Here is a 16,176-nt window from a genome sequence, read left to right as displayed (position 1 = left end):
AGTCCATTTCAAATGGCCAGATAGGTTGCGGATGACGCTTCCGTGTATCAAATAAAATCTAGAATTTAAAAAGAAAATGCCAGTCAGTTTCTTAACTGACTGGCATTACGCCCAATGCGGGCTTTTCTTATTCCATCAAGATGCTTTCTTTAATCTTTGATCAAAAATGATTATGATTCGGCTGATTCTTAAACATACCAACTAAAAATACTAGGAACACGATAATGAACAGCTCTGTGAACAATTCCGCTTTAAGCGCCGCCGGACGCTTCAGCCGCCTGTCTTATCTCGGCTGGAATGGCCTATTACTGATTGCGGTGATGCTGCTGGGCTTCCTCTGCGCCCTGCTGCTGCAGGCGGTTTCCCCGGGCGAAACCAAAAGCCTTTCCATGCCCGCCCTGATTCTTTTGGGCGCGGTGTACGCCGTGATGCTGTACTTCACTTTTATTTTCACCATCCGCCGCCTGCATGACCGCAACCACAGCGGCTGGCTGTCGCTGCTGATGCTGGTGCCCTTTGCCAATATCATCCTGGCGCTGTATTTGATTTTCGCCAAAGGCGATGCGCATGCAAACCAGTTTGGCCCGCCGAGAGCGGCCCTGACATGGGAAAAGGTTTTAGGCTGGATTTACGTGCTGATTTTCCCAATCGGCATTACGGCTGCGATTGCGATACCGGCCTACCACGATTATGCGCAGCGCGCGCAGCAGGCGCAGATAGAACTGCAGCGTCCGGCGGAATAAGCCCAAGCCTTTAAAGCCCGCGCCCTGCGGGCTTTATTTTGCCTTTCTGGCAAAAACGCGCTAGTCTGCAAAAAATGCGCAATTTTGATCTGCAATGAATCACTCCAGCCTTCATCATGTTTTGCCCGCCAAAGAGCACATTCAGGCCTTGCCGCTGTTTCAAAGCCTGCCGGCCGGCCAAATCCGCCTGATTCAAAGCCTTGAGCACTGCCGCCGGATTGAGCGGGAGCTGAAAAGCGCTGCCCTGCTGGGCTTTGATTCCGAGTCCAAGCCGACCTTCAAGAAAGGCGAGGCCGCCACCGGCCCGCATTTAATCCAGCTCGCCACACCGGACTGCGCCTATCTGTTTCAGGTCAGCCCGGAAATTCTGGAATTTTTAAAACCGGTGTTCGCCAGCCGCCAGCAGATCAAAGCCGGCTTCGGCCTGAAAAATGACGCGCATCTGTTCCGCAAAAAAGGCCTGGAACTGAACAGCGCCGTTGAGCTGTCGAAATGCTTTAAAGCCTTTGGCCTGGACAATCCTGTGGGCCTGAAAAACGCCATGGCGCTGCTGTTTCAGGTGAATTTCCCGAAAAGCAAAAGCGTCAGCACTTCCAACTGGTCAAAAAAGCATTTAAGCCCGCAGCAGATCGCCTATGCGGCGGCCGACGCCTATGCGCCGGTGCTGGTATTTGAAGAGCTGCGCCGCCTGGGCCTGCTGCCGCAGGAAATTCTGAACAGCGCCCGGAACTTGCGCAGGCCGCCAAGTCAAACAAAACCCGCATCAGATGCTTAGAAATTTGCCAATATTTTGCTAAGATGGCTGCCAATCAATTCACTTTAAGATTAAGCAAGGAGCGAAAGCATGCTGATCATCCCTGCAATTGACCTGAAAGACGGCAAATGCGTGCGCCTGAAACAAGGCCGTATGGAAGACGATACCGTATTTTCTGACGATCCGGCGGCAACCGCGCAGCATTGGGTGAATGAAGGCGCGCGCCGCTTGCATTTAGTGGATTTGAACGGCGCTTTCGCAGGCGCGCCTATTCATAAGCCGGTGGTTGAAGCGATTGCCAAGGCGCAGCCTGAGCTGCCGATTCAGATCGGCGGCGGCATCCGCTCGCTGGAAACTATTGAGCATTATTTAGATGCCGGCGTGTCTTTTGTCATCATTGGCACCAAAGCGGTGAAAGAGCCTGAATTTGTTGAAGAAGCCTGCAAAAAATTCGCCGGGCGCATTATTGTCGGCATTGACGCCATCAACGGCATGGTGGCCACAGACGGCTGGGCCAATGTGACTGAAGTGAAAGCCGTTGATCTGGCCAAGCGCTTTGCAGACGCCGGCGTATCCAGCATTGTGTATACCGACATCGCCCGCGACGGCATGATGCAGGGCGTCAACATTGAGCAGACCGTCCACCTTGCGCAGTATTCCGGCCTGCCGGTGATTGCATCAGGCGGCGTGACCAATATGGATGACATCCGCCAGCTGAAAGGCCAGCCGGGCATTTTAGGCGCGATTACCGGCCGCGCGATTTATGAAGGCACATTGAACCTGCGCGAAGCGCAGCTACTGCTGGATGAGCAGGCGCTTTAAGCCTCCGGCATAACCGGAAAAAGAGGCCAATTGGCTAATGCCAGCCAGTTAAGAAACTGACTGGCATTTTCTTTTTAAGTTCCAGCGTTTCTTAAATATGATTAATATATTTTAAAAACAATTATATAGATTATGATTCTGGCAAGAAATCAGACAATTTATGCACTCTTAAATTTCAGCGCCTGCACTGCCTCACTTTTTCTTTAGAAAGTTTAAACGCCTTTGCGCAGGCGAGGCCCTCCTTTGGAAAGACCCAAAGGAGACAAAAGTCTTTCGTTGCCCATACACGGCATCCCTGCCGTGATGGGCAACATGCGGCATCCATGCCGCATGCGCGTATCCAAAGTTTGTTTTACTTAAATATGCGGCCAACAATAGCCTCAAATATCGGATTTAAAAGCGGCAAGACTCCGCCGTAAATAGCCAAAAAGGTTAAGAAATTTACTGTGAAATTCCTTGATTGATCAGAATTAACCCATTGGCCTCTTTTTTTTATGAAGAGGCTGTCAGCGGCGCCCCTTGGCGCGCAACAAGCTGGTCTAAATCCAGAATTTCGTCAGCAAGCTGCATGCAGCTCTGCGCATGGGTAATTAAAATCACTGAATCAACCTGCTGCTGAATCAGCCGAAGCACGCGGCTGGCGGTTTCCGCATCTAAAGCTGCCGTAGGCTCATCCAGAATCAGGACTTGAGGCTGGGCCAGCAGCGCGCGGAGAATGCCGATGCGCTGTTTTTCGCCGCCGGAGAATTTCTTGTATAAATCACCTAAGTCATCATCCAGCCCGATCCGGTTTTTGTCTAAAAGCGCCGATAAATTAAACTGCTTCAGCCAGGCCATCAGTTCAGCATCATCATATTGATAAGCGCTGTTATAGACTAAGTTTTCCCGCAGCGTGCCCGCAAACACCACCGGATGCTGCCCGACAAAACTCACTTCTGTAAAAATATCGCGGGCGAACTGTTTGGAAATATCCAGCGACTTATACTGCAGCTGCCCCGATTCCAGCTGGCATACCCCCATCAGGTAATGCAGCAGCGTGGTTTTGCCCCGCCCGGTTTCCCCGACAATCGCATAGGTTTTCTGCGGCAGAAAACAGTAATTGAAATGCCGGATTTTCACTTTGCCCAGATGCAGTTCGGCATTGATGAATTGATATAAAAATGGCCGCGGCTGAATTTTTTCCGCTGAATAATGATCCTGCTCTAAATCAAAATAATGCCGGTAGCTTGCCAGGGCGACGATATTGCCGTTTACCCGCATTAAGCTCTGCGACACCATCAGAAACGGCGTGGTCAATTGAATGATATAGCTGCTGATCAGCACAAAATCGCCGGAACTGATCTGCAGGCGCTGCGACATATAGGCGGTGTACAGCATGAAGCATAAAAGGAAGCAGAAGATAAACGCGATCTGCGCCATCATCAGCAGGCCGATCTTCAAATGGCTTCTTTTCGTCACGCCGGCGTAATCCGCCAGCTGCCGCTCCAGCCGCTGCAGCTCATAGGCGCCGGCATGCTTGATTTTAATTTCATAGCTGTTCAGCAGCTTTTCCAGCACCGAATCATCAATTTTATTATGCCCCTGATACAGCTGGCTGAAGTAGGCCCCGCTCTTTCTGCTGACATAAAAAGAAATCAGGAAAATCAGCACGGCAGCGCTGACAAAGAACAAGCCAAACCACAGATTGATGTTCTTAAAGAGCACGATAAAAATGAACAGCAGCTGCAGCACCAGCGGCCCAAGCAGCAGGAACAGGGTATAGTTGATTTCAAAAAACGCCGAACAGCCGCGCTGCAGATCCGCTTTCAGCGCGCCGGCCTGAACCGCGTCCTGCCGCTGCTTTTTAAGCCCCAGAAAGTTTTCTATGCCCGAATGCAGCAGGGCGGTTTCAAAATTAACGGATAAGACCGCGCTGAATACATTCTGCAGCCATGACAGCAGCTGCGACGTGAGCCATGCGCAGGCATAGGCGATCACCAGCAGATACAGATGCTCCAGGCTGAAAACAGCGGACAGCGCTGACGCGCGGTTCTGCTCGACCTGATCGATGATCAGCTTCATTAAATAGGGAAATAAGGTTGCAAAAACAGCGGCCAAAACCACCAGCAAAAACATGATCATAAAATGCTGCTTTTGCTTTGCATAATGCTGCGACGAACGCCGCCAGATAAAAATGTAGTTCTTCACCGCTTCAAGATGGCCGATCAGTTTCATTATCCGCACTGTTTTCTAATTTTCCCCTACTGTACGTATTCTGACCGCTCCTGTCCATTTAAAGCCGCAGCGGAATGCTCCGCGCGCCGCTCAGCAGATGATGCCAATCCATTAATAGCCAGCTAAAGCAAGATGGCGCCCTAAGCGCCTAATAGACGACATTGCGGATAAATTTCACCGGCTGCCGGCTGCGGTTGATGTAGCGGTATTCCAGCGTACTGGAAAATACGGCGGATTCCCCCGCCCGCAGGGTCTGGAGCTTGCCCGCCAGATCCAAAGTCAGCTCGCCTTCGGTCACATACAGCATTTCACGCCAGCCTTCCGGGTCGGCTTCAGCGCAGTACTGTTCACCGGGCGCCAGCGTCCATGCCCATAGTTCAACCTTTTGCGCAGCCGGCGCAGACGCCAGCAGCTTGGCCACACTCTGCTCCTGCGCGCCCCGCCAGGCCAATGCATTGATCACCGCCTGCCCCTGCTGTTCAGGGGCCGCAATGATTTGGGCAAAATCAACGCCCAGCGCATCGGCAATCAGGCTCAGTTTGGCCAGGCTGATATTATCCTGCCCGGATTCCACCCCGGCAATCATGCGCCGGCTTAAGCCCGCCAAGTCAGCCAGCTGCTGCTGGCTCAGGCCTTGCAGGCTGCGGTAGGCCCGGACATTTTGGCTCACATATTCCAGTACGGCAGCAGGCTTCATAGGGCATCATCAAAAAAAATATTGAGCAGTATATTGCACATAAAAACATTTTGTGACAAGCTGTGTGCAATATACTGCACAACACCAGCATCCATGTTCAACCGCTCTTTAAGCGCTAAAGCCCCGGTCATCGCGCTGATTATCATCACCGTCATCTGGGGAGGCAGCTTCCTGACCGTGCAGTACGGCCTGAATTTCAGCAGCCCCATCATGCTGGTCGGCTTGCGCTTTGCGGCGGCGGCCATTGCGGTCAGCCTGCTGTCCTGGAAAAATTTAAGCGGATTCCGCGCCTATGAAGTACTTGCAGGCTTCTGCATCGGCGCGGTGATTGCTGCCGGCTACGCTGCGCAAACCATTGGCCTGCAAAGCATCAGCAGCAGTGAATCCGCATTCCTGACTGCCCTGTATGTGCCCTTAGTGCCCTTCTTCATGTGGCTGTGCTTTAAAAACCGCCCGCATATCATGACTTGGCTCGGCGCACTGTTTGCGTTCAGCGGCCTGGTGTTTTTAACCGGCAATGGCTTTGGCGCAATTCAGCTGAATTCCGGCCAGATCATTACCCTGCTCGGCTCAATCGCCATCGCCTTTGAAATTATTTTAATCAGCTATTTTGCCGGCAAAGTGAATCTGCGCCGCGTCACCCTGCTGCAGCTGGCTTTCGCCTCTGCGCTGTGCTTTATCGCTGCGCCCTTCAATGGCGAAACGCAGCTTCCGGCCTTCCAGTGGCCGCTTTTGGCCGTACTGTGCGGTTTAGGCTTGGCCAGCGCGGTGATTCAGCTGGTGATGAACTGGGCGCAGCGCATGGTTGACCCGTCGCAGGCCGCCATCATTTATGCCGGCGAACCGGTCTGGGCAGCTTTAGCGGGCCGCCTTGCCGGAGAGCGTTTGGCGCCACTGGCTTTAATGGGCGGCCTGCTGGTAGTCATCGGCGTGATGGTCAGCGAATGGCGCCCGAAATTTTTAAGGCGGAAAAGCGCGGCTTCAGCTTCATCCTGACAGGCTCAAACAGCGCACTAGAGACCTATAGCTGTGCTGCTTTGTGCAATTTTCAGCGGTACATCGGCTGGTTGTCATTCACGGTAATAATGCCGCGGATGGCGCGGTACACAATCCAGATCCATGACAGCCCGACCGCCGCCAGGCAAAACGCCGATGCGCCGAAAGCCACGCCGGCAAAAGAGTCCGGATTTTCGCCGGTAAAGAACAGGAAAGTAAACGGCACAAAGGCCAGAATGTTCCAGAACAGATACCACCAGAAGGTGCGGATCTGCCAAGTGAAGTGGCTTTCAAAAATAGTGCCCTGCACGGCGCTGCGCTTGACGTAGTTGATGATCAGCGCAATCACCGCCAGCAGGCCGCCGGAAAAAATCGCCGCGATATACAGCACATACAAGGCTATCGTTAAAGTCCGGTTCGGATCCTGATCAACTGAATAATTCATGCATGCCCCTTAAAATCCTGTTCCGCACTTAGCCCCTTAACGGGTTAAGCGGGGAAATCAGCCATGAAATCAAAAATATATTAAAAGCGATTGTACAGAAATAAATTTGGCGGAACGGCTGCTTTTGTGTTTTATGGCGCAGCCGCTGCTGCGCCAGCCAGGCTGCCGGCCAGCCGCCCAGAAAGGACAGAATATGCAGGGTATTTTCCGGCACGCGCCGGATGCCCTGCCGCGCGGCTTCCTTATCCTGCGCATACAGCCAGTAAGTCACCGTATTGATCAGGCTGATGCCCAGCACTGCCATGCCGTGCAGCAGGCCGGCAAGGCCCAGCGCCGCCAGCGCTAAAATATAGGCAATGCACAGCATCTGCATGGCTGAGGCTTTTTTTGGAAGCTTGACGATATTGTCCTTGGCTTTTTTATTCGCCGCCTGAGTTTGCGACGCCTTTAAATAGCTCACCTGCTGCGCGCGGCAGCGCCCGCGCTCATCTAAAATCACCAGATATTCCAAAGCGCAGCCGACGATAGGCCGCGGGCCGGGCCGGGCAAAGTCCTTAATGTGCAGGAAAACGCGGTCTTTGGCGCTGTCGCTGGGCTGAATAAAGCCATAGCCTTTATCATCAAACCATTCTACCAGACGCCCTTGATCGCGCATTGCAGCTCCTTTTCATTGTCCAGTTAAGCAGTTACGAACTTTAAGCGTTCAATCAGCATATTACGCATTTCATTCGGATTTTTCTGCAGAATATCGCCGCCGGTACGGCCTTCGGCGGCGTTTTTCTGCGCGACCTGCAGGCGCATCATCCAGAAGCGCCCGGCAGCCATGGCCAAATACAGCTCAAGGCAGGACTTTTCATCCGCCGTCAAAGGGCGCACGCTTTCATAGGCCTTTAAGAAGGCCAGGGCTTTTTCCTCATTCAGCGTAACTGCGGGATAGTCCGTGCAGAAGTCATTCAGGGTGATGGCGATATCAAACAGCAGCTCGTCTTTATTCAGTTCATAAAAATCTAAAATGCCCTGCAGCGCATCGCCCTCAAACAGGGTATTGTCGCGGAATAAGTCCGAGTGGATAAAGCCTTTCGGGCGGTCCGGATACATGGCGCTCAGCGCATCATACAGGCCCAGCAGATTATTCAATAATGCGGTATCGGCCGCGTCCAAAGTCGGCTTGATTTCACGCGAGACCTGGCGCCAGTAGGCGTGGTCACGGTATGCAGCGCGCTCTAAAGGAAAATCCCGCAGCGCCACATGCATTTCCGCCTGCGCGGCGGCGATGGCCTGCACCTGCCCAAGGCTTGCCGGCATGGGATGCGCTCCCCGCATGCGCGGCGCTATCTGCGCAGGCTTGCCTTTCAGGCTGTGGATAGCTTTGCCGTGATGCTGCAGCGGCACCGGCACCGCCAGGCCGGTTTTGCCCAGATGCTCCAGCACGGGCACCAGTTCGCCTGCGCCCCGCTCGTCCATTTCTTCAAAAATTGTCAGGACAAACTGCTGGCCATTTTCGCAGACCATAAAATAGTTGGTATTCTGAATCCCTCCTTGAATTGGAATCAGCTCCGCCGCCTTCAAGCCGTAAGGCGCTGCGAAGTCCTGAACTTCCTGTAAAGTCAAAGTGGTATAAACCGACATAGAAAACCTGCGAAAAATCTTACATAAGTTTGATAGAATACCGTTTCAATCTGCCAAGGTGTAGCGCTTGTGCGGGTGAGTTTCATAATCGGCTGTAATTACTGGAAAAAATTATGCTTGCTAAACGTATTATTCCTTGCCTGGACGTCGACAATGGCCGCGTGGTGAAAGGCGTGCAATTCCTTGATATCCGGGATGCAGGCGATCCGGTTGAAGTGGCGCGCCGCTACAATGAGCAGGGCGCTGATGAAATCACCTTCCTTGACATTACCGCGACATCCGGCGGCCGCGACACCACTTACCGCACCGTAGAGCGCATGGCGGAATCGGTGTTTGTGCCGCTGACCGTCGGCGGCGGCGTGCGCAAAGTGGAAGATATCCGCCTGCTGCTGAATGCCGGCGCAGACAAAGTCAGCATCAACTCGGCGGCGGTGGTTAACCCGGAGTTTGTGCAGGAAGCCTCGCAGCGTTTCGGCGCGCAGTGCATTGTCGTGGCGATTGACGCGAAAAAAACCGGCGACAATAAATGGGAAATCTTCACCCACGGCGGGCGCAAGCCGACCGGCATTGACGCGATTGAATGGGCGGTGAAAATGGCGGACTTCGGCGCCGGCGAGCTGCTGATCACCTCGATGGACGCCGACGGCACCAAAGCCGGCTATGACTTGGCGCTGATGCGCAGCATCAATGACCGGGTCAGCATTCCGACTATTGCTTCCGGCGGCGTGGGCAATCTGCAGCATCTGGCGGACGGCATTTTAAAAGGCGGCGCCGATGCGGTGCTGGCGGCTTCAATTTTCCACTTTGGCCAGTACACCATTCCTGAAGCGAAAAAATACCTTGCAGCGCAAGGCATTGAAATGCGCCTGTAATTGGCTGTGCCAGTGAAAGCAGATTAAAAAATAGCGCTTCGGCGCTATTTTTTATAGCTAAGTTCTAAAATCGGTATTACGCATAATTACCTATTAAAATATGATTGCACCGGATTTTAGTTGCATTAACTATTTCGGCAATTAACGATGATGCTTGCACTGCCTCATTTTTGCTTTAAAAGTTTCGATGCCTTTGCGCAGGCAAGATTTTACTTTGGAAAGACCCAAAGTAAAACAAAAGTCTTTTGTTGCCCATACACGGCATCCTGAGCCAGTTTTAAGCACTGCTTTAAAATGCAGCGCAAGGGATGGGCAACGTGCGGCATCCATGCCGCACCCGCGTATCCTAAGTTTATTTCACTCAACTATGCGTGGACTGCAATTTTGACTGAGGCAATGCTATGACGCTTAAAGCGCCGTGGCAGCGCCGCCTTGCCCAGCTTCTGCAGGAGCCGCCTGCAAGGCGCTGGCCTCCGCCCCTTCAATAGCCTTCAGCTTGCGCTCCACCCATTTTGCCGGACGGACTTTATTCACCGCCCGCGTCAGGGCATCTGACAGCCGCGCCGGCAGCAGAATGCCCAGCGGATTCGCTTCCTGCAGTTCAGGCGCCGAAATCACCCGCGTGCCCAGCACATAGTCAAACCATGGCTTGGTCACGCACCAGTTGGCATCCTGATTGGAATTCATATGATGGTCATAATGCCACGGAATGCGCTTCATGGCCCATTCCGGCTCCAGATGCGCGCGCCGGTGAATATAGTAATAATTGCCGGCGCTGTACAGCACCGCCAGGCTCATGCCTTTGGACACCGGATAAAAGGCCGCGCCGAACACCCCGGCCACCACAGCCAGCGAAATAATCTCATTCCTGGTGCGCCAGTTGCTGATGCCTTCGACATAGCCCTGATCATGAAAGTCGGTTTTGCGCACTTCGCGGTGATGCTCCCAATGGGACTTCATGCTGTCCGGCACCGGGCTGTAGCGCGGCTTGCCTGCGCGGTGCGTGCCGTGCAGGATATATTTATGCGCAACCCACTCAAAGCCGTTCGCCACGGCCAGGCCTGCTAAAAAACCTTTCCACATCTGCCAATTCCTCCATGCTCTTCTGCAACTATAGCCGATGCGCCGGGCTGGATATTGACCGGCTTTTTCAATATCATTGACAAATTGCGACAGAATTTAAGAATAAAAAAATGCGTCAGCTCAAGGACTATACCGGCTCAGTCTATGGCGGGCTCGGACAGCTGCTGTATGCCTATTATCAGGCGCAGGGACTCGCCATTCCTGAAAAGCTGCAGCGGATTCAGCATCTGGAACGCTTTGACTACAGCCTGTGGCGCGAGCTGCTGCTGGAGCTGGACGCGCAGCTGCGGCGCCCGGCGCTGGGCCTGGAAATTGCGGAACTGGTGCAGCCCAAGCATTTGGGCATTATCGCCTATATCGCCATGTCCTGCGAAAACTTGGGCGAAGCCCTGCAGCGCTACCATGACTTTCACCGCCTGATTTATGACGGCAGCCCGCTGCAGGTTACTGCGCAGGGCGGCCTGCTGTCTATCCGCTGGTCTGAGCTGCCGCAGAATATGACCGCGCAGATTACCGATGAAACCGCCATCGCGCTGATGGTCGGCTTTTTAAAGCACTTTATGGATTTTAAGAATATCCGCCTGCACGCCGTGCATTTTCAGTCCGCAGCCCCCAGGCATGCGGCGCTGTATGCGCAGTATTTCGGCTGCAAAGTGCGCTTTTCGCAGCCCTGTTCAGAAGTGCTGCTGCCGGTGCAGGAGCTGTCCGCGCCCTTCCTGCAGGGCGACCAGACCCTGCAGCAGCTGCTGACGCAGCAGGCCCAGTCGCTGCTGCAGAAGCTGCCGCACAGCACCCAGACCGATCAGCGCCTGCAGCAGGCGATTTTAACCGGGCTGCAGAAAAACCAGTTTCAGATTGAGCATATTGCCGGCCAGCTGAATATTCCGGTGCGCCAGCTGCAGCGCCACCTGCAGCAGCAGGGCGCCAGCTATCAGCAGCGCATGCAGGAAGTCCGCTGCATGCTGGCGGAGCAGTACCTGCGCGACCCGCATTTAAGCCTGCAGGAAATTGCGCTGCTGCTGGGCTATTCAGAGCAAAGCGCCTTTCAGCGCGCATTCAAGCGCTGGCTGCAGCTGACGCCGCAGCAGTGGCGCCGGCAGAACCTTCCGGCGCGCTGAGGCTTGAACCTTAAATGCAGGAAACGGCTGGGAAAAAAATGCCGGGAGCCTACAGAAACGGGTTTTCAATTTCCCCGCCCTGGCTGCGGCTGATTTTTTCCGGCAGATCGGCGGTATTTTCCAGCGCGCTGACTACCTCATTCAGCGCCGCCTGCAGCGCCTTGGCGGCGCGCAGCCCGGCCTGATCTTTGGTCAGCTGCAGGTTGCCGTACAGGCTGACGCAGTCCAGGTCATTTTCCAGAGTTAAATCATGAATGGCATGCGACTCGGCGCCATTCTCATAAGGCTTGAACATAATCTTCTCGCGGGTCTTGTTATTATAAAAATTCGCAGGATGCCTGAGCCATCCTAATGCAGGAAAATTATTTCAACAACTGCAGAATGTACTGCAGCAGCGCCTCAATCAGCTGCTTCACAATGGCATTCTGCGCATCCGCATCCATGCCCGAAGCCGAACCGCCCTGAGCAGGCGCGGCTGCGGACGATGCGCCACCGGCGGACTTGAACTGCTTCTGCACCTCCTGCAGCTGGCTGCTGCTGACTTCTTCCGCGCACTGGCTTTCCGCATCCCAGTTTGAATATTCAACCGGCTGGCCGGCTTTGACCGCAGTGGCCTTTAAAGGCAGGTGATAGGTGTTGCGCTTCTGCTCTTCGCTCAGCTGCGGAAACAAATTGATGCCCAGCTGCTCTTCCAGATAGCAGATGCTGACGATTTTCACCTGCTGCGAATTGTCGTTCGGCGCGTAATAGGCGCCGGCTGCGCCGGTTTTCGGCAGGTAAAGCGCCTTAAAGACTGCGGTCGGCACAATCACGCCTTTGCCGATGGTTTTCAGCTTTTTGGCCGCGAATACCGGGCCGGTCACCACATACACATCCTGCTTCTGCTTGACCGCAAGGGCGCGGGTGGCTTCTTCCAGCTCGCGCCAGACCTGCTGATTATTCTTCGGCGCCTGCGGCACCATATTGGCGAGGGAAAAGCTGTCAAACTGCGCCTCTTTATTCGGCATGTCGGCATTCGGCGCCATATGGCCGCGGTCATAGCCCGAAGCGCGGTAATCCGACAGCAGCGCGCGGTGTTCAGCATTGACCCGGGTTTCTTCATGGAAGCTGTCTTCGCGCGGAATTTTCTGGCTCAGGCGGCTGGGGGTCAGCGCTTCGGCCACCCACAGCGGAGTTTTGGAAACCCCTGAATACATGACATTGAAGCCATTGAAGCACAAAGGATAGCTGTGCTTATTCAGGCTGTCCTTCATCAAATACGGCGGCGCTTCGCGGTAGAACTGGTCCAGGCAGGCGGCATTGGATGGAGCAGCGCCGGCGACCAGCTGCTGGATTTTTTCCTGCCCGAAGGCAAAGGCAAAGCTTCCGGCAGCCACCAGGCCTAAAATCATTTTGACGCCGTTCTGATTGAACAGCCGGGCCAAGGCATTGCCTGAGCTGCGTTTGTTTTTTGCCATCGCTTGCAATATTAACTTCTAAAAAGGGCTATTTTCCGGGAGCTTAGCAAGCGCGCCACTCGAAGTACATGGAGCGCGCCGGATTTCGCTCAACAAATGCGCAAAAACCGCCAAAATCTGCAGAATTGATGTAACAAAATGCCGCGCTTATACAGCGCTTTAGCGGCAGGATGGATGCATTTGCGCCACTTTCCTTGCGCCCGCGCCAAGCGCCGGAAGCCTTAGGCCCGGCTGCCGTTTAAGCCTGAACCCTTTAAAAGCCCGCATAAAAAAAGCCAGAGCTGAGCTCCGGCTTTTTTATGCGCATCACCACGGCCTGCAGCTAAATTTCAATCTGGCTGCCCAGCTCAACCACGCGGTTGGTTGGAATCTGATAGAAATCGCTGACCGGGCTGGTGTTGCGCTGCATGGAAATAAACAGCTTTTCGCGCCACGGCGCCATGCCATCGCCCACCGTATGGATAATCCGGTCACGGGAAATAAAGAAGCTGATCTGCATCAGGTCATATTCAAAACCGAGTTCTTCATATGCAGACTGCAGCGCCTGCGGAATATCCGGCTGATCCTTGAAGCCGTAATGCAGGCTAATCCGGTAAAAGCGCTCATCCAGCTTTTCCACGCTGCTGCGCTCCTGCGGCGCCACGTAGGGAATATCGCGGGTCAGCACCGTCACCATCACATTGCGCGCATGCAGCACTTTATTGTGCTTGATATTGTGCAGCATGGCATGCGGCACAATATTCGGCGTGCCGGTCAGGAACACCGCATCACCCGGAACAGACTTGGCTTCACTGCCCATGCTGATGCTTTGAATAAACAGGTCGATAGGCAAGGCGTCTTTTTCCAGGCGCTTCAGCACCAGGGCGCGCCCGTCTTTCCAAGTCATCAAAATCGTAAACAGCACTGCGCCAATCAGGATCGGCACCCAGCCGCCGGCAATAATCTTCAGCGATGTCGAGGCGACGAAGACCAAATCCAGCAGCAGGAACGGCGCGGCGAACAGCGCCACTTTCCAGATTGGCCAGCGCCAGAAGCCGTAAGCCAGAACCGAAATCAGGATGGTGCCGCAGAGCATGGTCATGGTCACCGCAACGCCGTATGCGCTGGCCAGATTCGCGCTGTTTTCAAACAGCAGGATCAGAATCAGCACAGAAATATACAGCGCCCAGTTAATGAACGGCAGATAAATCTGGCCGCGCTCAACTTCGGAGGTATGGCGCACTGTCAGGCGCGGCAGGTAGCGCAGCTGCACTGCCTGATTGACCATGGAAAATACCCCGGTAATCACCGCCTGCGACGCAATCACGGCAGCCGCGGTGGCCAGGCCGATCATAGGATACAGCGCCCATTCCGGAATCAGCATATAGAACGGATTGGCCAGCGCTTCCGCGTCGCGCAGCAGCAGCGCGCCTTGGCCGGCATAGTTCAGCAGCAGGCACGGCAGCACCACAATAAACCACGCCAGGCGGATCGGCAGGCGGCCGAAATGCCCCATATCGGCATACAGCGCTTCGCCGCCGGTCATGGTTAAAATCACCGCGCCCATGGTCAAAAAAGCCACATAGGGCTGGTTAAAGACAAAGCTCAGCGCCCAATAGGGATTCACCATCAGCAGCACATGCGGCGTCTGCAGGATGCTCCAGAGGCCAAAGCCGCCGATTGCAGCGAACCACAGCAGGGTGAGCGGCCCGAAGAATTTTCCCATGGTGCCGGTGCCGTGGCGCTGCACCAGAAACAGCCCGGTCAGAATGCCGATGGACAGCGGCTCCAGCCACTGGTTGAAGACCGGCGTGGCAATGCTCAGGCCTTCAATTGCGGACAGCACTGAAATGGCTGGCGTGATGATGCCGTCGCCAAAGAACAGCGACGCGCCGATAAAGCCCAGGGCGATCAGATAAATCTTGCGCTTGTCGCTGATGCGCGTGGTGCGCAGGTTCAGCGCCAGCAGGGACATGATCCCGCCTTCGCCGTTGTTGTCGGCGCGCATGATGATGGTCACGTATTTAAAGCTGATGGTCAGCATCATGCACCAGAAGATCAGCGACAGAATGCCTAAGACAGAGGCTTCCGATATGGCGAGATGCGCAGTAAGGAAGCATTGGCGCAGCGCGTACAGCGGGCTGGTGCCAATGTCCCCGAATACCACACCCAGCGCTGCTAAGGTAATAGCAGGCAGTGCGGCTTTTTGTGCAGTACTTTGCATATATTGGCTTCAATTTAGACAGAATTTTTGCGAATCATAGCATCACGTCAAAATTTTTTCTCTAAATCAATTGTTTCAGCTTGGCAGCCGGGCTTTTTTTGGGTATCATCCACGGCCTATACGGTGAGGTGTCCGAGTGGCTGAAGGAGCACGCCTGGAAAGTGTGTATACGTTTGCGCGTATCGAGGGTTCGAATCCCTCTCTCACCGCCAGATTTTATTCCCATGATGTTTCATGGAATCCTAAAAGGCTTAAACTATAAAGGTTTAGGCCTTTTTTGTTGCCAAGTGCAGCCACTATTGCCTTCTGCTCAATCAGCGCATCGCGTACAGTAATAGCCCTCAACTCCCCAAGCTGCAGCTTTATGTCAGGCTCAGCGCAGCCGGCATGGCTCAGAAGCCCTGCCCGCCTGACAGCCGCTTACCCTGCTCAAGGTAAAATTCAGAAAAAACTCAGCTGAAACAACCCATTGAACATCATTTCAAGGCAACAGCCTGCCTATGCAGGCGCCGGCACCGCAGACACTTTTTTTTACAATTTGCAAATTTACAGCATAAAGACAATTGCTTAAGCCTGTGCTAAAAATGGATTAATGCAATTTTTTCAGGGCATTGCACAGCAGGAAAACTCAGCGTTGAACCTTTAAACCCATGTTCCACTTGATCCACCGGTAAATTAAAAGCGTCACAGTCCATTCAGCATAAAAAACTGCTATTCGGGAGCAAACATGAATAACAGCCAAAACTATGTCAAACAGATCAAGAATGCGAAACGCGGCGGCTATACGCCCACCATTGCCAAAGACATCAATAAGCACAAAATTCAAAAAGCCCTTAAACTGATAGAGGAATGGAGGGTGCTGGCCAATGAGCTGAAGCCGCAGCTGCAGCTGGACACCGCATTTACGCTGGAAGAATGCGCGCAGGATCTGGACCGGATATTGCGCAGCAAATAGGCGCTGCTTTCTCAACTATTTCAAGGGCACAGCCTGCGCGCCGCCGGCTGCGCCCGCACCGCTTTGCGCTGCAGATTCAACCGCTCATTTTTTGGCTTGCGCCTGAACAAAAATTCTGTACAATTCATTGCACAATGCCGGCATAGCTCAGTTGGTAGAGCAACTGACTTGTAATCAGTAGGTCCACA

At 53.9% G+C, this 16,176-nt stretch carries 17 protein-coding genes and 1 tRNA gene; 8 read left to right on the top strand and 10 right to left on the bottom strand.

Annotation, left to right across the window (positions count from 1 at the left end):
* Window positions 1-224: 224 nt before the first annotated feature.
* The 3 genes from RSA72_RS11020 to hisA all read left to right on the top strand — a co-directional run bounded on the left by RSA72_RS11020 (window position 225) and on the right by hisA (window position 2,319).
* Complete coding sequence (locus tag RSA72_RS11020; protein ID WP_332633188.1) at window positions 225-743, top strand: DUF805 domain-containing protein; 519 nt, start codon at window positions 225-227, stop codon at window positions 741-743.
* A 94-nt stretch (window positions 744-837) separates the two neighbouring features.
* The gene (locus RSA72_RS11015; RefSeq protein WP_332624015.1) at window positions 838-1,518 is read left to right on the top strand and encodes a 3'-5' exonuclease; all 681 of its coding nucleotides are present in this window, start codon (window positions 838-840) and stop codon (window positions 1,516-1,518) included.
* Between the two features lie 69 nt (window positions 1,519-1,587).
* The gene (hisA, locus tag RSA72_RS11010; protein ID WP_332624014.1) at window positions 1,588-2,319 is read left to right on the top strand and encodes a 1-(5-phosphoribosyl)-5-[(5-phosphoribosylamino)methylideneamino]imidazole-4-carboxamide isomerase; all 732 of its coding nucleotides are present in this window, start codon (window positions 1,588-1,590) and stop codon (window positions 2,317-2,319) included.
* A 492-nt stretch (window positions 2,320-2,811) separates the two neighbouring features.
* Here the strand turns inward: hisA and RSA72_RS11005 are convergent, their stop codons facing one another.
* Window positions 2,812-4,533: an ABC transporter ATP-binding protein gene (locus RSA72_RS11005; RefSeq protein ID WP_332624013.1), complete on the bottom strand. Its 1,722-nt coding sequence runs from the start codon at window positions 4,531-4,533 to the stop codon at window positions 2,812-2,814.
* Between the two features lie 148 nt (window positions 4,534-4,681).
* Window positions 4,682-5,230 (bottom strand): helix-turn-helix domain-containing protein, encoded by a 549-nt coding sequence (locus tag RSA72_RS11000; RefSeq protein WP_332624012.1) that lies wholly within the window; start codon window positions 5,228-5,230, stop codon window positions 4,682-4,684.
* A 93-nt stretch (window positions 5,231-5,323) separates the two neighbouring features.
* On the opposite strand from RSA72_RS11000, the gene RSA72_RS10995 reads away from it, so the two are divergent.
* Complete coding sequence (locus tag RSA72_RS10995) at window positions 5,324-6,226, top strand: DMT family transporter (RefSeq protein WP_332633186.1); 903 nt, start codon at window positions 5,324-5,326, stop codon at window positions 6,224-6,226.
* A 52-nt stretch (window positions 6,227-6,278) separates the two neighbouring features.
* Here the strand turns inward: RSA72_RS10995 and RSA72_RS10990 are convergent, their stop codons facing one another.
* Genes RSA72_RS10990 through RSA72_RS10980 form a run of 3 tightly spaced genes read right to left on the bottom strand, consistent with a single transcriptional unit; the run spans window position 6,279 to window position 8,300 of the window.
* Window positions 6,279-6,671: a DUF4870 family protein gene (locus tag RSA72_RS10990; protein WP_332621746.1), complete on the bottom strand. Its 393-nt coding sequence runs from the start codon at window positions 6,669-6,671 to the stop codon at window positions 6,279-6,281.
* Window positions 6,672-6,699: 28 nt separating this feature from the next.
* A complete protein-coding gene (locus RSA72_RS10985; protein ID WP_332621748.1) occupies window positions 6,700-7,326 on the bottom strand; it encodes a DUF1294 domain-containing protein in 627 nt (208 codons plus the stop codon).
* A 23-nt stretch (window positions 7,327-7,349) separates the two neighbouring features.
* The gene (locus tag RSA72_RS10980) at window positions 7,350-8,300 is read right to left on the bottom strand and encodes a homoserine kinase (protein ID WP_332621750.1); all 951 of its coding nucleotides are present in this window, start codon (window positions 8,298-8,300) and stop codon (window positions 7,350-7,352) included.
* 113 nt (window positions 8,301-8,413) lie between these two features.
* Between RSA72_RS10980 and hisF the strand changes: the two genes are divergently transcribed.
* Window positions 8,414-9,172, top strand: coding sequence for an imidazole glycerol phosphate synthase subunit HisF (gene hisF / locus RSA72_RS10975; RefSeq protein ID WP_068910585.1), 759 nt, complete (start codon window positions 8,414-8,416; stop codon window positions 9,170-9,172).
* Between the two features lie 141 nt (window positions 9,173-9,313).
* On the opposite strand, the gene RSA72_RS10970 is transcribed toward hisF, so the two are convergent.
* Together RSA72_RS10970 and RSA72_RS10965 are read right to left on the bottom strand one after the other, a co-directional pair.
* Window positions 9,314-9,502 carry a hypothetical protein gene (locus RSA72_RS10970; RefSeq protein ID WP_332621751.1) on the bottom strand — a complete coding sequence of 63 codons (189 nt, stop codon included), beginning with the start codon at window positions 9,500-9,502 and terminating at the stop codon, window positions 9,314-9,316.
* A 78-nt stretch (window positions 9,503-9,580) separates the two neighbouring features.
* Window positions 9,581-10,255 (bottom strand): hypothetical protein, encoded by a 675-nt coding sequence (locus RSA72_RS10965; RefSeq protein WP_332621753.1) that lies wholly within the window; start codon window positions 10,253-10,255, stop codon window positions 9,581-9,583.
* A 110-nt stretch (window positions 10,256-10,365) separates the two neighbouring features.
* Here RSA72_RS10965 and RSA72_RS10960 point away from each other — a divergent pair, with 110 nt between their 5' ends.
* On the top strand, window positions 10,366-11,373 hold the full coding sequence (locus RSA72_RS10960) for an AraC family transcriptional regulator (RefSeq protein ID WP_332621754.1): 1,008 nt from the start codon (window positions 10,366-10,368) through the stop codon (window positions 11,371-11,373).
* Window positions 11,374-11,422: 49 nt separating this feature from the next.
* Here the strand turns inward: RSA72_RS10960 and RSA72_RS10955 are convergent, their stop codons facing one another.
* From RSA72_RS10955 to RSA72_RS10945, 3 genes are all read right to left on the bottom strand, one after another.
* Complete coding sequence (locus tag RSA72_RS10955) at window positions 11,423-11,668, bottom strand: hypothetical protein (RefSeq protein WP_332621756.1); 246 nt, start codon at window positions 11,666-11,668, stop codon at window positions 11,423-11,425.
* A 67-nt stretch (window positions 11,669-11,735) separates the two neighbouring features.
* Window positions 11,736-12,830, bottom strand: coding sequence for a DNA/RNA non-specific endonuclease (locus RSA72_RS10950; protein ID WP_332621758.1), 1,095 nt, complete (start codon window positions 12,828-12,830; stop codon window positions 11,736-11,738).
* Window positions 12,831-13,152: 322 nt separating this feature from the next.
* On the bottom strand, window positions 13,153-15,033 hold the full coding sequence (locus RSA72_RS10945) for a potassium transporter Kup (protein ID WP_332621759.1): 1,881 nt from the start codon (window positions 15,031-15,033) through the stop codon (window positions 13,153-13,155).
* Window positions 15,034-15,155: 122 nt separating this feature from the next.
* On the opposite strand from RSA72_RS10945, the gene RSA72_RS10940 reads away from it, so the two are divergent.
* Together RSA72_RS10940 and RSA72_RS10935 are read left to right on the top strand one after the other, a co-directional pair.
* Window positions 15,156-15,245, top strand: a tRNA-Ser gene (locus tag RSA72_RS10940).
* A 515-nt stretch (window positions 15,246-15,760) separates the two neighbouring features.
* The gene (locus RSA72_RS10935) at window positions 15,761-15,988 is read left to right on the top strand and encodes a hypothetical protein (RefSeq protein WP_068910577.1); all 228 of its coding nucleotides are present in this window, start codon (window positions 15,761-15,763) and stop codon (window positions 15,986-15,988) included.
* The last annotated feature ends 188 nt before the right edge of the window (window positions 15,989-16,176 follow it).

The organism is Acinetobacter sp. (assembly GCF_036659555.1).
In the GTDB taxonomy this organism is placed as follows: domain Bacteria; phylum Pseudomonadota; class Gammaproteobacteria; order Pseudomonadales; family Moraxellaceae; genus Acinetobacter.
Note: the sequence above shows the minus strand (reverse complement) of the source record. Positions and strands in the feature narration are given on the sequence as shown.

What these genes read in the sequence shown, in the direction of transcription:
- RSA72_RS11020 (WP_332633188.1), top strand. Translation starts at nt 225, where the DNA reads ATGAACAGCTCTGTGAACAATTCCGCTTTAAGCGCCGCCGGACGCTTC.
- RSA72_RS11015 (WP_332624015.1), top strand. Translation starts at nt 838, where the DNA reads ATGAATCACTCCAGCCTTCATCATGTTTTGCCCGCCAAAGAGCACATT.
- hisA (WP_332624014.1), top strand. Translation starts at nt 1,588, where the DNA reads ATGCTGATCATCCCTGCAATTGACCTGAAAGACGGCAAATGCGTGCGC.
- RSA72_RS11005 (WP_332624013.1), bottom strand. Translation starts at nt 4,533, where the DNA reads ATGAAACTGATCGGCCATCTTGAAGCGGTGAAGAACTACATTTTTATC.
- RSA72_RS11000 (WP_332624012.1), bottom strand. Translation starts at nt 5,230, where the DNA reads ATGAAGCCTGCTGCCGTACTGGAATATGTGAGCCAAAATGTCCGGGCC.
- RSA72_RS10995 (WP_332633186.1), top strand. Translation starts at nt 5,324, where the DNA reads ATGTTCAACCGCTCTTTAAGCGCTAAAGCCCCGGTCATCGCGCTGATT.
- RSA72_RS10990 (WP_332621746.1), bottom strand. Translation starts at nt 6,671, where the DNA reads ATGAATTATTCAGTTGATCAGGATCCGAACCGGACTTTAACGATAGCC.
- RSA72_RS10985 (WP_332621748.1), bottom strand. Translation starts at nt 7,326, where the DNA reads ATGCGCGATCAAGGGCGTCTGGTAGAATGGTTTGATGATAAAGGCTAT.
- RSA72_RS10980 (WP_332621750.1), bottom strand. Translation starts at nt 8,300, where the DNA reads ATGTCGGTTTATACCACTTTGACTTTACAGGAAGTTCAGGACTTCGCA.
- hisF (WP_068910585.1), top strand. Translation starts at nt 8,414, where the DNA reads ATGCTTGCTAAACGTATTATTCCTTGCCTGGACGTCGACAATGGCCGC.
- RSA72_RS10970 (WP_332621751.1), bottom strand. Translation starts at nt 9,502, where the DNA reads ATGGATGCCGCACGTTGCCCATCCCTTGCGCTGCATTTTAAAGCAGTG.
- RSA72_RS10965 (WP_332621753.1), bottom strand. Translation starts at nt 10,255, where the DNA reads ATGTGGAAAGGTTTTTTAGCAGGCCTGGCCGTGGCGAACGGCTTTGAG.
- RSA72_RS10960 (WP_332621754.1), top strand. Translation starts at nt 10,366, where the DNA reads ATGCGTCAGCTCAAGGACTATACCGGCTCAGTCTATGGCGGGCTCGGA.
- RSA72_RS10955 (WP_332621756.1), bottom strand. Translation starts at nt 11,668, where the DNA reads ATGTTCAAGCCTTATGAGAATGGCGCCGAGTCGCATGCCATTCATGAT.
- RSA72_RS10950 (WP_332621758.1), bottom strand. Translation starts at nt 12,830, where the DNA reads ATGGCAAAAAACAAACGCAGCTCAGGCAATGCCTTGGCCCGGCTGTTC.
- RSA72_RS10945 (WP_332621759.1), bottom strand. Translation starts at nt 15,033, where the DNA reads ATGCAAAGTACTGCACAAAAAGCCGCACTGCCTGCTATTACCTTAGCA.
- RSA72_RS10935 (WP_068910577.1), top strand. Translation starts at nt 15,761, where the DNA reads ATGAATAACAGCCAAAACTATGTCAAACAGATCAAGAATGCGAAACGC.